Source organism: Mycolicibacterium monacense, assembly GCF_010731575.1.
Classification (GTDB): Bacteria; Actinomycetota; Actinomycetes; order Mycobacteriales; family Mycobacteriaceae; genus Mycobacterium; species Mycobacterium monacense.
Window position 1 is genome coordinate 4,811,384 of record NZ_AP022617.1, and the last position, 18,941, is coordinate 4,830,324.

Annotated in this window: 17 protein-coding genes; 8 read left to right on the forward strand and 9 right to left on the reverse strand. The window is 70.5% G+C overall.

What is annotated here, in order from left to right; genetic code table 11:
* Nucleotides 1-2 precede the first annotated feature (2 nt).
* From G6N49_RS22970 to G6N49_RS23005, 8 genes are all read left to right on the forward strand, one after another.
* Entirely contained in the window at nt 3-770 is a 768-nt protein-coding gene (locus G6N49_RS22970; protein ID WP_083044507.1) for a DeoR/GlpR family DNA-binding transcription regulator, read from the forward strand.
* Nucleotides 767-1,744 carry a 1-phosphofructokinase family hexose kinase gene (locus G6N49_RS22975; protein ID WP_011557509.1) on the forward strand — a complete coding sequence of 326 codons (978 nt, stop codon included), beginning with the start codon at nt 767-769 and terminating at the stop codon, nt 1,742-1,744. Before G6N49_RS22970 ends, G6N49_RS22975 begins: the two co-directional genes overlap by 4 nt.
* Nucleotides 1,745-1,764: 20 nt before the next feature.
* Nucleotides 1,765-3,780: a PTS fructose transporter subunit IIABC gene (locus G6N49_RS22980; protein WP_011854182.1), complete on the forward strand. Its 2,016-nt coding sequence runs from the start codon at nt 1,765-1,767 to the stop codon at nt 3,778-3,780.
* A 30-nt stretch (nt 3,781-3,810) separates the two neighbouring features.
* Nucleotides 3,811-4,068, forward strand: a complete 258-nt coding sequence (locus G6N49_RS22985) for an HPr family phosphocarrier protein (RefSeq protein WP_011557507.1) — start codon at nt 3,811-3,813, stop codon at nt 4,066-4,068.
* A gap of 190 nt (nt 4,069-4,258) precedes the next feature.
* Nucleotides 4,259-5,605, forward strand: a complete 1,347-nt coding sequence (mycP, locus tag G6N49_RS22990) for a type VII secretion-associated serine protease mycosin (protein WP_011854181.1) — start codon at nt 4,259-4,261, stop codon at nt 5,603-5,605.
* Entirely contained in the window at nt 5,602-6,999 is a 1,398-nt protein-coding gene (eccE, locus tag G6N49_RS22995; protein ID WP_011854180.1) for a type VII secretion protein EccE, read from the forward strand. Before mycP ends, eccE begins: the two co-directional genes overlap by 4 nt.
* A gap of 50 nt (nt 7,000-7,049) precedes the next feature.
* Entirely contained in the window at nt 7,050-8,654 is a 1,605-nt protein-coding gene (locus G6N49_RS23000; protein ID WP_011854179.1) for a PPE domain-containing protein, read from the forward strand.
* 8 nt (nt 8,655-8,662) lie between these two features.
* Entirely contained in the window at nt 8,663-8,983 is a 321-nt protein-coding gene (locus tag G6N49_RS23005) for a YbaB/EbfC family nucleoid-associated protein (RefSeq protein ID WP_011557503.1), read from the forward strand.
* Between the two features lie 5 nt (nt 8,984-8,988).
* On the opposite strand, the gene G6N49_RS23010 is transcribed toward G6N49_RS23005, so the two are convergent.
* The 9 genes from G6N49_RS23010 to eccCa form a co-directional block, all read right to left on the reverse strand.
* Nucleotides 8,989-9,300, reverse strand: coding sequence for a type VII secretion target (locus G6N49_RS23010; protein WP_011557502.1), 312 nt, complete (start codon nt 9,298-9,300; stop codon nt 8,989-8,991).
* 9 nt (nt 9,301-9,309) lie between these two features.
* On the reverse strand, nt 9,310-10,839 hold the full coding sequence (gene eccD / locus G6N49_RS23015; protein ID WP_041924947.1) for a type VII secretion integral membrane protein EccD: 1,530 nt from the start codon (nt 10,837-10,839) through the stop codon (nt 9,310-9,312).
* A complete protein-coding gene (locus tag G6N49_RS23020) occupies nt 10,836-12,263 on the reverse strand; it encodes a MinD/ParA family ATP-binding protein (RefSeq protein WP_083044506.1) in 1,428 nt (475 codons plus the stop codon). The genes eccD and G6N49_RS23020 overlap by 4 nt, the downstream gene beginning before the upstream one ends.
* A gap of 105 nt (nt 12,264-12,368) precedes the next feature.
* Nucleotides 12,369-12,656: a WXG100 family type VII secretion target gene (locus G6N49_RS23025; RefSeq protein ID WP_011557499.1), complete on the reverse strand. Its 288-nt coding sequence runs from the start codon at nt 12,654-12,656 to the stop codon at nt 12,369-12,371.
* Between the two features lie 30 nt (nt 12,657-12,686).
* A complete protein-coding gene (locus tag G6N49_RS23030; RefSeq protein ID WP_011557498.1) occupies nt 12,687-12,986 on the reverse strand; it encodes a WXG100 family type VII secretion target in 300 nt (99 codons plus the stop codon).
* Nucleotides 12,987-13,079: 93 nt separating this feature from the next.
* On the reverse strand, nt 13,080-14,411 hold the full coding sequence (locus G6N49_RS23035; RefSeq protein ID WP_083044505.1) for a PPE family protein: 1,332 nt from the start codon (nt 14,409-14,411) through the stop codon (nt 13,080-13,082).
* Nucleotides 14,412-14,461: 50 nt separating this feature from the next.
* Nucleotides 14,462-14,755 carry a PE family protein gene (locus tag G6N49_RS23040; RefSeq protein WP_011557496.1) on the reverse strand — a complete coding sequence of 98 codons (294 nt, stop codon included), beginning with the start codon at nt 14,753-14,755 and terminating at the stop codon, nt 14,462-14,464.
* A 147-nt stretch (nt 14,756-14,902) separates the two neighbouring features.
* A complete protein-coding gene (gene eccCb, locus G6N49_RS23045) occupies nt 14,903-16,705 on the reverse strand; it encodes a type VII secretion protein EccCb (protein ID WP_083044504.1) in 1,803 nt (600 codons plus the stop codon).
* Nucleotides 16,702-18,939, reverse strand: coding sequence for a type VII secretion protein EccCa (gene eccCa, locus G6N49_RS23050; protein ID WP_011557494.1), 2,238 nt, complete (start codon nt 18,937-18,939; stop codon nt 16,702-16,704). Before eccCa ends, eccCb begins: the two co-directional genes overlap by 4 nt.
* Nucleotides 18,940-18,941 lie beyond the last annotated feature (2 nt).

Here is an 18,941-nt window from a genome sequence, read left to right on the forward strand (position 1 = left end):
CCATGTACGCCGAAGAACGGCAGCAGGCCATCGCCTCCCTGGTGATGCAGAAGGGCCGCGCTTCGGTGGCGGAGCTGGCCGAGGCCTATGACGTCACGACCGAGACCGTTCGTCGTGACCTCGCCGCCCTCGACCGGGCGGGCCTGCTGCGCCGGGTCCACGGCGGTGCGGTGCCGGCCCGGACGCTGCATCTGGTCGAGGCAGGCGTCGGGGAAAGGGAAGCGACGCGGGCGGAGTACAAGGATGCCATCGCCGCCGCCGCGCTGGAGTACCTGCCCGGCAGCGGCGCCAGCGTGCTCCTCGACGCGGGGACGACCACCGCGCGGATCGCCGGGCAGCTGCCGTCGGACCGTGAACTCGTCGTCGTCACGAACTCCGTGCCCATCGCCGCACGGCTGGCCGGCATGCCCTCGGTGAACCTGCAGTTGCTCGGCGGGCGGGTGCGCGGGCTGACCCAGGCCGCCGTCGGCGAGCAGGCCCTGCGGGTCCTCGACAGCCTGCGCGTCGACGTCGCGTTCATCGGCACCAACGGCATCAGCGTGCGCCACGGCCTGTCCACCCCCGACAGTGAGGAGGCCGCCGTCAAGCGCGCGATGGTGCGCGCCGCCGGCTACGTGGTGGTGGCGGCCGATTCGTCGAAGGTCGGCCGCGAGGAGTTCGTCAGCTTCGCGCCGATCAGCAGCGTCGACATCCTGATCACCGACGGCGAGATCAGCGACAACTACCGCGGGCAGTTCGCCGAACGCGGCGTCGAGGTCGTGGTCGCATGATCGTCACCGTCACCCCCAACCCCAGCATCGACCGGACGGTCGCGCTGCCGGCCCCGCTGACCCGCGGTGCGGTGCAGCGGGTCACGTCGGTCACCAGCGAGCCGGGCGGTAAGGGCGTCAACGTCGCCCGGGCCCTGACCCTCGCGCGGCTGGACGCGGTCGCGCTGCTGCCCGCCGCGGACGGCGACCCGATGGTCACCGCACTGCGCGCGATCGGTGTTCCGTTCCGCTGTGTGCCGATCGCCGAACCTGTCCGCACCAACCTGGCGATCACCGAATCCGACGGAACCACAACGAAACTCAATGAGCGCGGCGCGGCGCTGGACGCCGCCGCCCGAGACGCGCTGACCCGGGGCATCATCGACGCCGCCGAGCAGGCCAGCTGGGTGGTGCTGTCCGGCTCACTGCCGCCCGGCCTGCCCGACGACTGGTACGCCGAGGTGGTCGCGCGGCTGGTCCCCCTGCGCTGCCGGGTCGCCGTCGACACCTCCGAACGCCCGCTCGCCGCGCTCGCCGCCGCCTTCGACCATGCGGCGCCCGACGTCATCAAGCCGAACGCCGAGGAACTGGCCGGCCTCGTCGGCGCATCGGCCGAGGAGCTCGAAAGCGCCGCCGCACAGGGTGATCCGGAACCGGTCGCGGCCGCCGCCCGCCAGCTCGTCGACCGCGGCGTCGGCGCGGTGCTCGCCACGCTGGGCGCCGCGGGCGCCGTCCTCGTCGACCGGACCGGCGCGTGGATGGCGACGCCGCCGCCCATCGTCCCGCGCAGCACCGTCGGTGCGGGCGACGCGTCGCTGGCCGGCTACGTCCGTGCGGCCGTGGCCGGCGCCGAGCCGCCCCGCCGGCTGCGCATGGCGGTCGCCTACGGCAGCGCCGCCGCGGCCCTACCCGGCTCCGCACTGCCGTCCCCCGCCCAGCTCGACCTCGACGGCGTCGCCGTCAGCACCATCGCCCCGACCCCTGCCAGCTCGTGAACCGACCGAAAGAGCCCGTGATGTCCAGTCCCACCGCATCGCCGATCATCACCACCGATCTCGTGCTGCTCGACGTCGACGCCGGCGGCGACAAGGAAGCCGTGATCGGCCGCCTCGTCAACCGGCTGGCCGACGCCGGGCGCAGCACCGACGCCGACGGTCTGACACGCGCCGCGCTGGCCCGGGAGGAACAGTCGGCGACCGGCCTACCCGGCGGCATCGCGATCCCGCACTGCCGCTCCCCGTATGTCGACACCGCGACGATCGGTTTCGCGCGCCTGACCCCCGGTGTGGACTTCGGCGCCCCCGACGGGCCGGCCGACCTGGTGTTCCTGATCGCCGCACCGGATTCCGGCGGCGCCGAGCACATGAAGCTGCTGTCGAGCCTCGCGCGCGCCCTGGTGCGCAAGGAGTTCGTCGCCTCGCTGCGCGCGGCCGAGACGTCCGAGGACGTCGTCTCCCTGGTCGAGGACGTGGTCAACCCGCAACCGGCGGCACCGCCGCCGCCCGCCGCGGAGCCGGAACCGGCCAGGCAGCGCTCACTCGTCGCCGTCACCGCCTGCCCGACCGGCATCGCGCACACCTACATGGCGGCCGATTCGCTGGCCGCCGCCGCGAAGAACGCCGGCGTCACGCTGCATGTGGAGACCCAGGGTTCCTCGGGCAGCACGCCGCTGTCGGACGCGACGATCGCCGAAGCCGACGCGGTCATCTTCGCCACCGACGTCGGGGTGAAGGACCGGCAGCGCTTCGCGGGCAAACCCGTCGTCGCCTCGGGGGTCAAGCGGGCGATCAACGAACCGGACAAGATGGTCGCCGACGCACTGGCCGCCGCGGACAACCCCGACGCCGCCCGCGTCGAGGGTTCCGCCGGCGCCCCCTCGGCGGCGGCGCCCGCGGGTGATGTCGGCTGGGGCACGCGCACCCGGCAGATCCTGCTGACCGGTGTGAGCTACATGATCCCGTTCGTCGCCGCGGGCGGTCTGCTGATCGCGCTGGGCTTCCTGTTCGCGGGTTACGACATCGCGAATACGCCTGACGGCCAGACGGATTCACTCGGCAAGATCATCGCGACGACGAACTCACTGACCAACCTGCCGTCCGGCGGGCTGATCCAGTACCTCGGTGCGGTGCTGTTCACGATCGGGAACCTGGCGTTCTTCTTCCTGGTACCCGCGCTGGCCGGGTACATCGCGTTCGCCATCGCCGACCGGCCCGGTATCGCACCCGGCTTCGTCGCCGGTTACATCGCCACCACGGTGGGCGCCGGGTTCATCGGCGGCATCGTCGGCGGCCTGATCGCCGGTTTCGCCGCGCTGTGGATCAGTCGGATCGGGGTACCGCACTGGGCCCGCGGGCTGATGCCGGTGGTGATCATCCCGCTGTTCGCCTCACTGGTCGTCGGCCTGCTGATGTTCCTGCTGCTCGGCCGTCCGCTGGCGTGGCTCACCACCAGCCTCACCGACTGGCTCAACGGGCTGTCCGGTAGTTCGGTGATCGTGCTCGGCGTCATCCTCGGCTTGATGATGTGCTTCGATCTGGGCGGTCCGGTGAACAAGGCGGCGTACGCCTTCGCGACCACCGGCCTCAACGTGGCCGACCCGGCGTCGCTGCGGATCATGGCGGCGGTGATGGCCGCTGGGATGGTCCCGCCGCTGGCGATGGCGCTCGCCTCGACCGTGCGGCCCGGGTTGTTCACCGAGCCGGAACGCGAAAACGGCCGCGCCGCATGGCTGCTCGGGGCGTCGTTCATCTCCGAGGGCGCGATCCCCTTCGCGGCGGCCGACCCGCTGCGCGTCATCCCGTCGATGATGTTCGGCGGCGCCATCACCGGTGCGCTGGTCATGGCGTTCGACGTCACCTCCAAGGCGCCCCACGGCGGCATCTTCGTGTTCTTCGCGATCGGCAACCTGGCGTGGTTCCTGGTCGCGCTCGCGGTGGGCACCGCGGCCGGCGCCGGCGCCGTCGTCGCGGCCAAGCAGTTCGCCAAACCCGAAACGCCCGCCGACGCCAGCCCCGCACTCGCCAACGCCTGAGCCCCCACCCCCAGAAAAGGAAACCCCACCATGCCCGCACGTACCGTCACCGTCGGCTCGGCCATCGGCCTGCACGCCCGCCCCGCCGCGATCATCGCCGAAGCCGTCGTCAACGCCGGCGTCCCGGTCACGCTGGCGGTGGCCGGGGGTGAGCCCGTCGACGCCGGGTCCGCCCTGATGATCATGACCCTGGGCGCGGGCAATGGCGCCGAGGTCACCGTGGAGTCCGACGACGCCGCGGCGCTCGACACCGTCGCCGGGCTCGTCGAGCAGGACCTCGACGCCTGACGCACCGCCGCTGACTCCTCCGACAAAGAAACCGCAGCTACCCCCCTCGCGGAGCCCTTAGGCTTGCTCCGTGCATTCGACCGGTCCGCATGGCGGGATGGAACGGGCCTCCCGCGACGCGCTTGGCGGTTTGCTGTCTACACTGAGGCGCGAAGCCGTCGGCGGGTCGAAACGGGGGGTGCTGAACGCGGTGCAGCGGGTCGGGGTGATCTTGTTGGCACTGCTGTTGGCCCTGCTCAGTGCGCCGCCGGTGGGTGCGATCGAACCACCCAGCATCGACCCGGCGGCGCTGCCCCCGGACCAGACCGGACCCGATTCGCCGACAGAGCAGCGCCGGGTGTGCTCGGCCCCGACGGTGCTGCCCAACTCGAACTTTGCCGACAAGCCCTGGCCGAACGACTATCTCCAACTGGCCGAGGCCCAGAAGTTCGCGACCGGCGCCGGGGTCACCGTCGCCGTGATCGACACCGGCGTGAACGGCTCACCGCGCGTGCCCGCCGAACCGGGTGGTGACTTCGTCGACCAGGCCGGCAACGGAATGTCGGACTGCGACTCGCACGGCACGTTGACCGCGTCGATCATCGCCGGACGCGGATCGCCCACCGACGGGTTCATCGGCGTCGCCCCCGACGCCCGGATCCTGTCGCTGCGCCAGACCTCGGAGGCCTTCCAGCCCGTCGGCGCCCGCCAGGACCCCAACGATCCGAACACCACCCAGACCGCGGGTTCGTTGCGCAGCCTGGCCCGCGCGGTCGTGCACGCGGCGAACCTCGGCGCGCAGGTGATCAACATCAGCGAAGCCGCCTGCTACAAGATCACCCGCCCCATCGACGAGACGGGGTTGGGCGCGGCGGTCAACTACGCCGTCAACGTGAAGAACGCCGTGGTCGTCGTCGCGGCCGGCAACACCGGACAGGACTGCAGCCAGAACCCGCCACCCGATCCGGCCGTCCCCACCGATCCGCGCGGTTGGCAGCAGGTGCAGACCGTCGTCAGCCCCGCCTGGTACTCACCGCTGGTGCTGACCGTCGGCAGCATCAACGACAACGGTCAGCCGAGCAACTTCTCGATGTCCGGGCCGTGGGTGGGTGCGGCCGCACCCGGTGCGAACATCACCGCGCTGGGCTACGACGGTCAGCCGGTCAACGCGCTGCAGGGGCAGGACGGCCCCATCCCGATCGGCGGCACATCCTTCTCGGCCGCCTACGTCTCGGGCCTGGCGGCGCTGCTCAAACAGCGCTTCCCCGAGCTGACCCCGGCGCAGATCATGAACCGCATCACCGCCACCGCACGGCATCCCGGCGGCGGTGTCGACAACTACGTCGGGGCGGGTGTGATCGATCCGGTCGCGGCGCTGACCTGGGAGGTGCCCGAGGGACCCACCGCGATCCCGTACCGCGTCAAACAACTGCCGCCGCCGGTGCACGTACCGCCGCCCGACCGCGGGCCGATCACCTGGGTGGTCGTGATCGGGGCGGGTCTGACGCTGGTCCTCGGCATCGCCGCGCTGACCCGGCGGGCGTTGAGGCGCCGATGAGGTCGTTCGTCACGCAGTTCGGTCTACGCCTGACCACCGGCCACCTGATGTGGGCGGCGGTGCTGATCCCGGCGTGCATCGCGATCTTCGTACCGCTGGACCTGCTGTGGGTCGGCGTCACGGTCTCGGTGCTGATCGCGCTGATCGCGGTCGTGACCGTCCGCGGGCGCCGGTTGACGGGCTGGGTGGCGGCCCTGTTCTCGTGGCGGCGCAGGCACCTCAGTACGCCACCCGCACCGTCGGAACCCGCGGTCGGCTCGACGGTCATGCCCGGCGACCACGTGGCGGTGCGCTGGCAGGGCGACCATCTGATGTCGGCGATCGAACTGGTGCCGCGGCCGTTCACCCCGACCGTCGTGGTCAACGGACAGTCCTTCACCGACGACGTACTCGACACCGCGATGGTGGAGAACCTGATCGCCGCGCACTGCCCGGAACTCGAAGCCGACGTGGTCGCCGCCGGATACCGGGTGGGCAAGACCGCGCCGGCCAGCCTGGTGGCGCTATACGAACAGGTGGTCGGACCGTATCCCGCGCCGGCGAACCGCCGCACGTGGATCGTGCTGCGGGCCGATCCCGAACTGACCCGCAAACCCGCACAGCGCCGCGACTCCGGTGTCGCCGGGCTGGCCCGCTATCTGGTGGCCTCGACGACGCGGCTCGCGGATCAGTTGGCAGGCAACGGAATCGACGCCCGACCCAGCCGCAGCTTCGACGACTTCGACCGGGCCACCGAGGTCAGCTTCGAACGGGAGACCTGGTCGGCGATCAAGGGCCGCAGCACATTCACCGCGGCCTACAGCGCGCCCGGCGGGCCTGATGTGTGGTGGTCGGCGCGCGCCGACCACACCATCACCCGGATGCGGATCCGCCCAGGTATCGCCCCGACGACCACCGTACTGTTGACCACCTTGGCGAATCCGGCTACGCCGCGTGGCTTTTCGTGCCTGTTCGGCGGCCAGCGCGCGGCGCTGCAGGGCATCAGCCCGGTGTCGGACAAACACTACGAGCTCCCGATCGGATCGGCGGGGATTCTCATCGGCGAGACCGCCGACCGCTATCCGGTGTACATGCCGTTCGACGACGTCGATGTCAGCATCAACCTCGGCGATGCCCGGCTGTTCACCCAGTTCGTGGTCCGGTCCGCCGCGGCGGGTGCGGTGGTGACGCTCGGCCCGCAGTTCCGCGAGTTCGCCGGCTTCGTCAACGGACGCATCGGCCAGGAGGCCAAGCTGTCGTGGCCGAACGCGACGACCTATCTGAGCCCGCATCCCGGTGTCGGCCGGGTGATACTGCGACACAACTTCATCGACACCCCGAGGCACCGGCAGTTGCCCATCCGGTTGATCAACCCGCGCGAGGAAAGCCGCTACCAGATGGCACTCGAGCAGTGACCAACTGTAGGCCGGCCGCCCCGACACCGCGGTGACCTGAGGAGGAAGACATGGCGGGGGATGAAGTCCGAGTCGAACCTGCGGATCTGCGGGCTCGAGCCACCACCCTGGACGAGGAGATCACCGACGAGTCGCAGCGGCCCACACCGCCGTGCGGCCTCCCGTTCGTCACGGCGTCGGCGGCCGGCATCGCGGCCGGTTCGGACACGCTGCGCAGCCACCTGATCTCCGGCAACCGCGAAGCCGAACGGCTCGCCGCGGTGCTGTCCGAGGCGGCCGACGTCTACCAGCAGATCGACAACCGCGCGGCCCAGGCGCTGGAGTACCCCGACGGACCACGCTCGGTGGAACCGGTCCCCGTCAACCCCACACTGCCGCCGTCGGTCCCGCCGATCGAATTCCCCGCCACGGTGCCCGCGGTCCCGGGCGGCCAGACCGACGCCGGCTTCATGGATGTGAAGGCCGCCGCGCAGATCATCCACTCCGGCGACTCGGGCCCGATGCGGACCTACGGGGAACAGGCGAAGAAGTTCGCCGGGACGCTGCGCGACAGGGCCGCATCCTTCAACCTCGACGGCATCAACTGGGACGGCACCGCCGCCGAGAAGGCCGGCGACGCGGTCCGTCAGCACAAGGAGTGGCTGGAGAAGCTGGCCGAGAGTTACGAATTCCTCGGCACCGAGGCGATCGACATGGCCGATGCGCACGACAAGTGGTCGGGTCAGCACCCGACCGTTGCGGAGGTCGAGGCGGTCGAGGCCAGGGTGGCGCAGGCCGGTCAGGCGGGCGACAAGGACGCGCTCGCCAGGGCCATGATGGATTACCTTGCGCTGCAGCGGAAGTCCGAAGACGTCCGGACCAGCTACAGCGCCGACGTCGCCGGTAAGAGCCTGCCCAAGGTGCTCGACCCGCCACCGGGAGCAGCGCCGGTACCGCCGATCAGCAGCAACGGCGATCCGCGGAAGGGGAAGACCCAGCCCGCCGGCGAGGGTGCACCTGGTGAACCCGGCTCCGGCGGGGGCGGCGCCCAACCCGGCGGCCGGCCCGGTGGGCAGCCCGGCGGTCAGGCCGCGGCGGCGCCGATGGGCGGGGGGTCTCCCGCCGGACAGGGCGGCGCTCAGCCCGCGGGCGCCTCATCCGGCGGCGGCGGTTCACCGTCGGGAGGCGGCGGCTCTCCCGCCGGTGGCGGTGGCGCCCCGGCCGCACCGGCTGCCGGTGGTGGCCTACCGGGCGGCCTGCCCGGTGGCGGCCCGGACGGGCTGCCTCCGCTGGACGACCCCGCGCTGAAGCCGGCCGCCGCGAGCGGTGGCGGCGCCGGTGGTGGCTCGGGTGGTGGAGCCGGCGGCGGTGGCGGCGGGGTCCCACCCTCCCCGCTGCAGCCCGCTGTCGGAGCCGAGACCGTCGCCCCCGGGGCGGCCGGGACGGGGCGCGCCGGTGCCGCCGCGGCCGGCCCGGCCGGTGCCATGGGTGCGATGGGGGGTATGGGCGGTATGCCGATGGGTGGCCACGGCGCGGGCCGCGGTCAGGGTGGCGGCGAGAAGAAGCGCACGCCCGGCCTGGCACCGGACGAGGATCTCTACGTCGAGGACCGTCCGTTCACCGAATCCGTCATCGGCTACACGCCCAAGCCGCGGGATCGGAAGGACTCGAAGTGAGCGGCGAGATGCACCCGCAGGTGGCGGCGGTCCTCGCCCAGGCCCAGCAACTGCAGTCGATCATGGACGAGCAGCTACACAAGATGAAGCACCAGACGTTCACCGCATCCGACGAGACCGAGACCGTCGAGGTGACGCTCGACGGTCATCAGCAGTTGACGAGTGTGCACATCGAGGACGGTCTGCTGCGCCAGGGCGCGCACGTCGTCGAACAGCGGTTGAACGAGGCGCTGCAGAACGCGACCGAGGCGGCGTCGGCTGCCATCGAAGCGGATCGGGAACGAATCGACGCCCGGGTCGCCGAGCTGACCGAGTCGTGGCGGCCCTGAGCGGATCAGCCGCCGGCTAGCGCGACCTGCTCGATGGCGTCGCGGCCGGCCTGGTCGACGGACTCGTATCGGGCGGCGGCGCTTCGCAGGTTCTCGCCGTACTCGTCGGCCGCGGCGGCCGCCGCAGCGGTGAGCGCACCGATGTCGGCCTGCGCCTGCCGGCACGCCGCCGCGGTCTGCAATGCCGCCACCGCCCTCGCCGCCTCACCCAGCGGAGCGTCGGCGTGCAGGCCGGCGACCCCCGAGGCGGCCTGCCCGAACGCCGTCCCGGCGCCGGCCAGCGCGGGCGGATTCACCTGCAGCACTTCACCACTCACCGGTCCCCCTCAGAAACGCAGGTTGCGCAGCACGTCGTACACGCTGGCGATCCACAGCAGCAGCGGGATGACCGCCGCGATCGCCGCGCCGTCGACCAGTTCGAGGATCCGTTTGGTCACCGGCGACACGCGACGCACCCCGTCGGTGGCACCGATGACGACCAACGCCACCGCGCCCAGTGCGGTGTAGATCGCCAGCACCAACCACGCGTCGTCGGGATACCACTGGCACAGCCTGACCATCACACCCGTCGGCACGATCACGGTCACCGCAAGCAGCGCCCACGCGCACCAGCGCTCGGCGTACAACCGGGAGCGGAAGCCGCAGATCGCGGCGACCAGTCCGGCCACGATCAGGCTGTGGACGAAGAAGTGACCCTGCACCACCACCGCGATCGCCCCGACCGCGAGGATGAGCGCGCCCGCCGTGAGGAAGCCGATCAGCAGCTTCTTGGCCAGCACGCTGCGTTCCTGCAGGCGGGCGGCCGATTCGGGCACCGAGGCGATGATGGCCTGCCATGTCGGCGATTCCTCGTCGACGCCTTCGCGCGAAGTGACCGGATCGAGCAGTTCGTCGTTGGTGACGGTCTCACCGGGTGCGGGGATCGGCGGCAGGGCGATGCGGGCGACCGCCACGGTCAGCTTCGCCGCGTTGGTCAGCACGATCAGGCCGAATGCGACCGCACCCGCGGGCACCCAGTACTGCCACCCGTATCCGTACCCCACCGCGGCCGCCGTCAGCGCCGCCGTGGCGATCGCCAGGAAGGCCGCGACCTCGGCCCGCTTCCGGGGCCCGCCCCTGGTCGCCAATGTCAGCAGCAACACCACGGCGCCCGCGCCCGCCAGCTGCGGCGCACCCAGCGATCCGACGCCGTTGGGCAGCGGCACGGCCAGCGCCGCACCTCCGGCGAGCGCCGGAATCGAGGCGATCAGCAGGCTTTCGGCCATGTTCAGGTTGGCGTAGCGGTTCTGCGCCAGCAGGCTGCCGCCGAGCAGTCCGAGGCCGAGCACGGCCAGCGCCAGCGCCCACCACAGGCTCTGCCCGGTGCGGTCCCACGAGACCAAGGACATCAGCGTGATCGCAACGGAGACAAGGGGTATCGACACACCGACGAAGCGGTTGAGCGCGGCGCGGTCGAACTCCGGGGATTCGTCGAGCACCGCGATCGCGTCGATCACGTCCTCGACCAGCGGACGGTAGCGTTCCGTCCGGCTCACCGAGACCAGCGTCAGCAACGACCCGTCGACCACCCCGGCGTCGTCGAGGGACTCGTCGGCCTTCAGTGGCGGCGCCCCGGGACGCGCGAACGCCCACACCCCCTGCGCGGTGAAGTCGAAGCCCGCCAGCACATCCTTGGGGGTGTCCTCCAGGATCTCGGCGAGCACCGCGACGGTCTCGTCGATGTAGGTCTCGACGGGGGCCGCCGCGGGCAGTACGAGATCCGTCATACGCCGGCCGGTCAGGATCGTCACCCGGGTGGTCGACGGCCGCCCGGGCGTGACGCTCGAGGTGGTGGATGCCGCGGCGGTGGTGGTCAACGCCGTTCGAGCCTGTCGAAATCGTCAGACAAGGCGGCCGCCAACTCGGTGATCCGCCGCTGGAAGACCTTGTCGAGCAGGTCGAGCTGGATCTCCGTGCCCGCCGCGATGTGCTTGTCCCACGGCAGCACGATGACACGCCCGGGCGCCACGTGTCGCTCGAATTGCTGAACAAGATCGTCGACATCGATATTGGGTTTGCCCGGCACCACGTGGTTGATGACGACGCAGGACCGGCCCAGCAGGTCCTGGTAGCCGTTCTGGCGCATCCAGTCCATCGTCACCGCGGCCTGACGGGCCCCGTCGATCGATGCGCTGGCGACGATCACCAGCCCGGACACCGTGGACAGCACCGCCCTCGAGGCGGGCTGGAACAGACCGGCCCCGCAGTCGGCGAGCACCAGGTTGTAGTACCGGGACACGACATCCGTCGCACCCTTCCAGTCGTCGTCATTGAACTCGCGGCGGGCCTGGCTGTACTCCTCCGAGGACAGCACCTCGAGGTTCGCGCCGTTCATGCTCGTGTAGGCGCGGATGTCGTTGTAGCGGTCAAGTTCCTTGTCCGACAGCAGGTCGGCGATCGTTGCCGCGGACTGCCGGCCGGCCCGGTCGGCGAGGTTGCCCGCGTCGGGGTCGGCGTCGATGGCCAGGATCCGGTCACCGCGCACCTTGGCCAGCGTCGATCCCAGCGCCACGGTGACGGCGGTCTTGCCCACGCCGCCCTTGAGACCGAGGACGCCGATCTGGTACGAGTCGCGGGCGTTGCGCCGGATCCGTGCGTGCAGATCCATCTCGTACATCTCGTCCGGCGACAGGCCCAGGTTGATCCGGGTGAGCAGGTACAGCACGTGGCGCCAGCCCCGTTGCGACGGCATCTTGACCGCGGACTTCACCCCGACGTGCGACAGCGCATCGATGGCGCGGTGGTTGCCCATCGCCGCCGCGGACGTCGGCGCCGGCTGCGCGGGAGGCTGACTTTGCGGCCAGGCCACCTCGGCCGGCGGGGCCTCGGCGAAATGCGCCGACGGGGGTGGCGCAGGCGCGGGGCGCGGGGCCGGGGCGCTCGCCTGGCGCGGCGCCTCGAAGCGGGCGCCGCCGGGCAGGTTGGTCTGGGGGGTGCGCATCATGCCGTTGGGGGGCCGCTGCGGCACCGGACCCTGGGATGTCGGCGCCTGCGTGGTGGGCGGCATCTGGGTGGTGATCTCGGCGTGCCGCGGTGGCGGCGCGGGTGCGGCCTGGGTGCGCGGAGGGGTGATCGGCAGCGGCGGCGGCGCGGCGCCGTCGGCGTTGTTCGAGCCGCCGGCAGGCGCCGGCGCCGGGGCGGTGCCCTGCATCAGGGCGTCGCGGTCGACGTGCACGGTCGCCTCGTCGGGCGTCTGAGCGGCGTCTGGGGAGTGGAAGAGCCGGTCATAGTCGGCCGACATGGGGTGCCTCTCGATGGTGGGTTTGCGCCGTAGCGCAGGAGGTGGGCGAGTTCGGCCGGTGCCGTGAGCGCCGGCCGGCCCCGCCCACCTTCATGCAGCTGTGGGTCAGGCGAACATTCCGGTGACGCCGGCTTCGGTCTGAGCCATGGTGGAGCCGGCCTCGCTGATGGTCTGGGCGAGGTTCTGCAGGGCCGCGTTGAGCTCTGCCGAGGTGTTGTCCCAGCGGGCCTGGACGGCCTGGTAGGCCTCCGAACCCGAACCGCCCCACACCGCCGCCAGCGCGCCGAGCGAGGCCTTGCCCTCGTCGAGCAGACCCTGGGTCGTGCTGACCGCGCCGTTGATCTCGCCTGCGCCGCCCTCGATGCCCGCGAAGTTCCATACCTGTTCCGACATTGATTTCTCCTTGAGTTGGTCTGTGAGTGGTCAGAGATTCATGGACGACGCGAGCGTGCCGGCCTGATCCTCGTCGGTCGAGCCGTACTGGGTGCCCGAGGTGTGGATGTTCGAGGAGATCTCGGTCAGCGTCTGGATCTGCGCCTGAGCGGCCTCCTGGTAGCGCAGCAGCGCCGCCTGCGCCGCCTCGCCGGCCTGACCGCGCCACTGCGGGAGCAGGCTGTTGGCGGTGGCGTCCACCGACCGCATCACGCCCTGCAGTTCGCCCGAGATCCGCTCGAAGTTGCCGGCCTCCTTGGCGAGGACAGCAATATCGGTATTCATTGCCATTGTGGATACATTCCTTCTTTTCCTGTGTCCTCACCACGGGAAATGGCGAGTCTTCCGGTCAGGTGACCGGGAAGTCTGTGTTCCTGCGGCGACTCACCAGTCGTCGCCGTCGTCCTCGTCCAGGTCGTGGACGAGTGGTGCGGGTGCGGTCAGCCCCGGCTTCGAACCGCCGCCCTTGGCGCCCTGTCCGGCCATCCCCATCGGGCCCATCCCACCGCCCGCGCCGCCGACGGGCGCCAGACCGCCGACGGTGGCTCCGGCCGCCGCGCCGGCCCCGACGGGCACGGGTGCGGCCGCCATCTTGTCGCCGACGAGGTTGGCCATCAGCGGTGTGCGCGCCGCGGTCCCCCCGGCGCCGGGCAGCGACGCCGCCCGGACCAGACCCGCACCCGAGCTCACACCGGAACCACCCGCGAGCGGATGGTTGGAGAACGGTGCGGCACCGATGAGGCCGATCTGGGCCTTCTCGCCGCCGAGACCGCCGCCCATCTGACCGAAGATCGACGACACCTGCTGCAGCGGTTGGGTCAGCATCTGCATCGGGGTCTGCACCATCTGGCCGAACTGCTGCGGTACCTGCGCGACCATGGAACCCACCTGGCCGGCCATCTGCACACCCATCTGGACGCCCTGCTGCATAACCTGGTCCTGCGGCTGCTGGTGTGCGGCCTGCTCCCCCTTCTGCACCGCACCCTGCGCGCGTTGCGCGGCCATGTTGCCCTGGGCCATCGCCCGGCCGGCGTTGAGGCCGACGGACTCCATCTTGGCGGTGGCGCTGGCCTTGGCGATGAGCCCGTTGCGGGCCACCCCCATCGGGGCGCGGGCGCCCGCCTGGGCCACCGCGGCGGCGCCGGTGCTCTCGCCGACGCCGGGGATGACGATCGGCGTCATCGGCGGAATCGGTTCGAACAGAAGGTTCATCTGGGTCTCGGCCTGGTACACGTCCATCGCCCCGGCGGCCTGGTTCCACATCCGGACGAAGTAGTCGAACTCGTTCACCCCGATCGGCACGGTGTTGACGCCCAGGAAGTTCGTCGCCTCGAGGACCGCGTGCGTGATGTGGTTCTGTTCGATCTCCGGCAACGGCGGAGTAGTTGCCATTGCAAGGGTGTAGGAGTTTGCCTGGTTGGCCGCCTGCAGCGCCCGCTTCATGGCCTGCGCCGACGTGGTCCGCAACCAGAGGACCATCGGCATGGTCGCGGCCACGGCCCGTTCACTCGCGGTGCCCGTCCACATCGACGACAGGTTCGCCAGGCTCGCGGCGAGTTCGTCGGCCTGGGTCTCCAACAGCACGGCGAGCGCCTCCCACCCGGCCGCGGCCTGCAGCATCGGCGCGGGACCGGCTCCGGCCATCAGCCGGCCGGTGTTGACCTCGGGCGGCAGCGCCGTCCAGGTCGGTGGAAGGGGTATGCCCGTCAGTGCCATGGTGTGTGGGTGGCTCCGCTAGGGATCCGCTGGGGAATCTGCCGCGCCGCTCAGAAGGTGCTGGCGTTGGCGGCGTCGACGGCGGCGTAGATACCGGAGATCTCCGTGAACGCCGCGCCCGCGCGGGACAGCTCCTCCTGCGCGAAGGTGTTGAGCGCCAGGGTTTCGGCACCCTCGGCGGCGAAGGTGGCGGCGGCCATCGCCGACACCTCGTCGGCGCCGGCCGGGACCAGCGCGGTCACCGCCGCGGTCGCCGCCGTACCACCGGCCAGACCCCGCGCACCATTTGCGACGACCTGACCACCGATGCCCGCCGCGCCCGGATTGTGCTCGAGAGGTTGCATTTGCGCATCTCCTTTACTGGTTCCCCAATTGCAGGACAAGCGATGGTGAACGGCTCGGGCATACCTACCCCGTCGTCTCCGGACTCATCCCCCGACTTATTTGCTGGCGGTTTACCACCAACGTTGCTGTGAAGCTCTCGTTAGATACTAACCGCCGTGTGGGGGTGGTGCTAACACTTCTTCTTCCAGTGGATCGGCCGGGGGGTCAACGTAGGCGGCCTGGACCACCTCCTTACCGTCCGGCGACACCAGAAGCGCCTGGCCAGGCGGCCGTTTCCGCAGTTTGATCTCGCTCGAGGGGAACTCCGTCTTCTCCCCGGACAGGAACAGCGTCGGGGTCCCGGCGCCGTACGCCGCCCCCACGAACTTGTCCATGGTGGCCCGATGCGCCTGGCTCATCTGGCAGGTCACGATGATGTGCAGGCCGATGTCGGCGGCCGCGGGAAGCAGTGGGGCCAGCGGTGCCATCGGCGGCACCATGCCGGACGCCGCGACGATCATGTGCCAGTCGTCGACCAGCAGCACCACGTCGGGTCCGCTCCACCACGACCGCGACCGCAACTGGGCCGTGGTGAGGTCCGGCGGCGGCAGTCGCTTCTGCAGGTTGGTCGCCAACGCCTTGATTGCCGCCTCGAGCGATGCGTGATTGCGGTTGACCGCGCCTGCGTCGAGAAGGTGGCTCTGGGGCACCGCGTCCAGCAACGCCGACCGATAGTCGGCCAGCATGAACCGCACTTGCTGGGGACTGTTGCGGCGGCAGATCGCCTGCGCCACCGCGTGGGCGATCGTCGTTTTGCCGGACTTGGGCGCACCGAAGATCAACAGATGCGGCGTCATCTGCATCTCGTTGTAGGCGACGCTGAGATCGGATTCCCGCACACCCAGCGGAATGCGCCACCGCGTGCGGTAGTCGGCGTCGGGTCCCGGCGGGTTGGGGTCGAGTTCGTCGAGATGGACCCGTTCCGGCAGCACCCGCACCTGCGGCGCCCGGACCGTGTGCCGGGCGGCGATCTGGGCGACGGCCGACGTGATCGCCGGGACGAGGTTGGCCGCGCTGTGCTGCCCGTCGAGGCGTGGCACGCCCATCATCAGATGGTGCTTCTCCATCGAGATCGCCCGGCCCGGCCGGTTCGCCGGGATCTCGCGGGTGATGCGGTCGATCTGCGTCTCGTTCACATCGCCGAGCCGGAACTCGATCTTGGTGCCGAGGTAGTCGCGGACGCGTGACTTCAACTCGGTCCAGCGCGGCGTCGAGATGATCACGTGCACCCCGAACGCGAGGCCCTGACCGGCCAGGTCCTGGACGACCGGTTCGAGGTCGGGGAACTCCGCGACGAACGCCGGCCACCCGTCGATCACCAGGAAGACGTCGCCGAACGGATCGGCGGCGGCCGGGTTGTTCGGATCCTCCCGCATCTGCCGGTAGCCCGCGATCGACCCGACCCGCAACTCCTTGAAGGTCCGCTCTCGTTGCCGCTGAACGGCTTTCACCTCGGCGACCACGCGGTTGACACGGTCCGGTTCGGCACGGGTGGCGACGCCGCCGACGTGCGGCAGATCCTCGAGGTACATCAGACCGCCGCCGCCGAGGTCGACGCAGTAGAACTGCACGTCGCGCGGGGAGTGGGTGGCCGCCGCCGACAGGATCAACGTCTGCAGGAACGTCGACTTACCGGTCTGCGGTGCCCCGCCGATCGCGATGTTGCCGCCCGCGGCGGACACGTCGACACCCCAGATGTCCTGGCGGTGCCTGCGGGGTTCGTCCATGATGCCCAGCCCGAACCGCAGCGGCCGGCGCTGATGGTCGCGTTCGACGAGTTCGTCGACCGGCGTGGGATCGGTCAGGGGCGGCAGCCACATCCGGTAGGCGCGGATCTCGCCCGTCGTGAGCTGATCGAGGACGACCTCGCGAAGGACCTTCTGTTCGGCGGCCTGCCTCGACGCCGTCATGACGTCACCGCCGTATCGAAGATCGGGGTCGCGGTGAACTTGTGGATCCGCACCCGGTTGCGGGTGGACTGGCGGGGTTTGACCTCACCGTCCTCCTGGACCGTCGTCGCCGGGACGTAGGGGTTGCCGGTGTAGACGCTCTGGAACTTCACCGGGTCCTCCATGCCGACGCGCAGGAAGCCGACACCGCTCTCCTTGTTGGTGATGTACTGCGCCTCCGGCGTCCCGATCACCGCCTTGGACTCCGCGGAGCTGGTGGTGCGCAAAGCGATTCGATACGTGAGGTTCGGCTCGAGCTTGTCGATGCGCACCCCGCCGGTGTTCAGCGACTGGGTGGCCAGCAGCAGATGCACCCGCAGTGAGCGGCCCACCCGGCAGATGCGGTCGAACAGCGCGATGAAGTCCGGGTGGTTCTGCAGCAGTTCGGCGAATTCGTCGACGACGACGAACAGTGTCGGCAGCGGCGGCAGGTCGGCGCCGCGTTCGCGGTGCTTCTCGTACTCCGCCACACCGGACAGCGCGCCCGCGGCCCCGACCTGCATACCGGCCTGCCGCAGGATCGACTGCCGCCGGTCCAGTTCGCCGGTGAGCACCTCACCCATGCGGCTGACGAGTTCGGCTTCCTCTTCCATGTTGGTCACCACCGCCGCGGTGTGCGGCAGTTTCTCCATGCCGAGGAAGGTCGACCCGCCCTTGAAGTCGGTCAGCAGCAGGTTCACCTGATCGGGATGGTGGGTCGCCGCGAGCGAGAGGATCAGCGTCCGAAGGAATTCCGACTTACCCGAACCGGTGGTGCCGATCAGCATCCCGTGCGGGCCCGCGCCGAACTCCGCGCCCTCCTTGATGTCGAGATACATGATGTCGCCGGTCCGCAGCTCGTGCCCGAACGGGATCTTCAGCCGGTCGCGGTCGGTGTCGGCGAACATCCGCCAGCGCGCCGGGGTCACCTCTTCCACGGTCTGGGCGCCGACGAGCTGGTGCCACTCGGTGGCGACCTTCTTCTGCACCCGCACGTTCTTGTCGATGATCGCGCCGGTGATGGACCAGCCCGCGAGCTTGCGGGCGATGCGGCCGGCCTGGCCGGGGGTGAGCCGGTCGCTGCTGTTGGTGACCAGCCGGAAGGACGAGTTCGGCATCCGGTCGTCGGCGGTGCCGTCGGCCGCGACCCGGATCCGGTAGGCCGAGCCGTTGTGGTTGCCGAGCGTGAGCACCGTGACCCCGGCGCGGCCGTCGGCCGGGAATCCGGCGCGGCCACCGGTGAGGTCGACCACGACGACGTACGGGCCGCTGGGCGCCGAATCGGCGGTGTGCGGTCCGCGCGCGGTGAGATCGCTCAACCCGTCCGGCCGGGTGAACACCATGCGGGTGGGTCCGGCGGCGTCGACGTCGCTCTGGTGCTGAACGTGCGGAAGCCATTTGAGCCAGCTCCAGTTCGGGTCCTCCGGGTTGTCGGTGAGCACCCGCAGCTGGAGCAGATCCGGTGGATGGAAGACCGCGAGGTGGCAGATCATCGCCGCCAGCAGGGCGGCGGAGCCGTCGGGGTCACCGCCGATCGCGATGGTCGGAAACGACCGCAGCTGAAGCAGTTTCGGACAGTCGTGGATGAGGCCGTGGGTGCGCAGGAACTTGGTCACCCACATGTGGCTGACCGGTTCGAGGTGCGGTTGCGGGGCGGCCTGCGGACCGGCGAGCCCGTTGACGTCTCCGATGGAGGGTTTGAGCAGCCGGTCCACCGCCGGTTCGGAACCCAGACCGATCCGCGTCGCGGCGAAGAACTCGCTGTTGGCCTGACGCGACCACTGGCGGTTCGTGCCGATGATCGACAGCAGATCCTCGGGATGCGGTGCGTGGTAGTTGAAGAACGTCACCTGCGCGGCGGCCGACGACGTGACGCGAGTGCGCAGACCCGACAGGTACCGCAGGTATTCCTTGCGGTCGGCGTTGATCTCGGGCACCCGCTTGGCGCCCGACCCGCCGCCGGCCATGAAGCCGACCGTGGCCATCACCATCATCAGCGGCATCATCAGCATGTAGGGCGAGAGCTGCCGGACGCCGGTGAAGATCATGATCGAGATCATCCCGAGCATGCAGCCGCCCATCACCCACGGCAGCGCGCGCTGAATACCCGACGGCGGGATCTCCACGCCCAGATCATCGGGTGGGGTGACGGTGATCTCGCCTGGGGTCAGCCGAGGACCCCGTTTGATGATCGGGGTGAACTTCTTCGTGGTCATCC

What these genes read in the sequence shown, in the direction of transcription:
- G6N49_RS22970 (WP_083044507.1), top strand. Translation starts at nt 3, where the DNA reads ATGTACGCCGAAGAACGGCAGCAGGCCATCGCCTCCCTGGTGATGCAG.
- G6N49_RS23035 (WP_083044505.1), bottom strand. Translation starts at nt 14,411, where the DNA reads ATGGCACTGACGGGCATACCCCTTCCACCGACCTGGACGGCGCTGCCG.
- G6N49_RS22980 (WP_011854182.1), top strand. Translation starts at nt 1,765, where the DNA reads ATGTCCAGTCCCACCGCATCGCCGATCATCACCACCGATCTCGTGCTG.
- G6N49_RS23005 (WP_011557503.1), top strand. Translation starts at nt 8,663, where the DNA reads ATGCACCCGCAGGTGGCGGCGGTCCTCGCCCAGGCCCAGCAACTGCAG.
- eccCa (WP_011557494.1), bottom strand. Translation starts at nt 18,939, where the DNA reads ATGACCACGAAGAAGTTCACCCCGATCATCAAACGGGGTCCTCGGCTG.
- eccE (WP_011854180.1), top strand. Translation starts at nt 5,602, where the DNA reads ATGAGGTCGTTCGTCACGCAGTTCGGTCTACGCCTGACCACCGGCCAC.
- G6N49_RS23040 (WP_011557496.1), bottom strand. Translation starts at nt 14,755, where the DNA reads ATGCAACCTCTCGAGCACAATCCGGGCGCGGCGGGCATCGGTGGTCAG.
- G6N49_RS23025 (WP_011557499.1), bottom strand. Translation starts at nt 12,656, where the DNA reads ATGTCGGAACAGGTATGGAACTTCGCGGGCATCGAGGGCGGCGCAGGC.
- G6N49_RS23000 (WP_011854179.1), top strand. Translation starts at nt 7,050, where the DNA reads ATGGCGGGGGATGAAGTCCGAGTCGAACCTGCGGATCTGCGGGCTCGA.
- G6N49_RS23020 (WP_083044506.1), bottom strand. Translation starts at nt 12,263, where the DNA reads ATGTCGGCCGACTATGACCGGCTCTTCCACTCCCCAGACGCCGCTCAG.
- G6N49_RS23030 (WP_011557498.1), bottom strand. Translation starts at nt 12,986, where the DNA reads ATGGCAATGAATACCGATATTGCTGTCCTCGCCAAGGAGGCCGGCAAC.
- G6N49_RS22975 (WP_011557509.1), top strand. Translation starts at nt 767, where the DNA reads ATGATCGTCACCGTCACCCCCAACCCCAGCATCGACCGGACGGTCGCG.
- G6N49_RS22985 (WP_011557507.1), top strand. Translation starts at nt 3,811, where the DNA reads ATGCCCGCACGTACCGTCACCGTCGGCTCGGCCATCGGCCTGCACGCC.
- eccCb (WP_083044504.1), bottom strand. Translation starts at nt 16,705, where the DNA reads ATGACGGCGTCGAGGCAGGCCGCCGAACAGAAGGTCCTTCGCGAGGTC.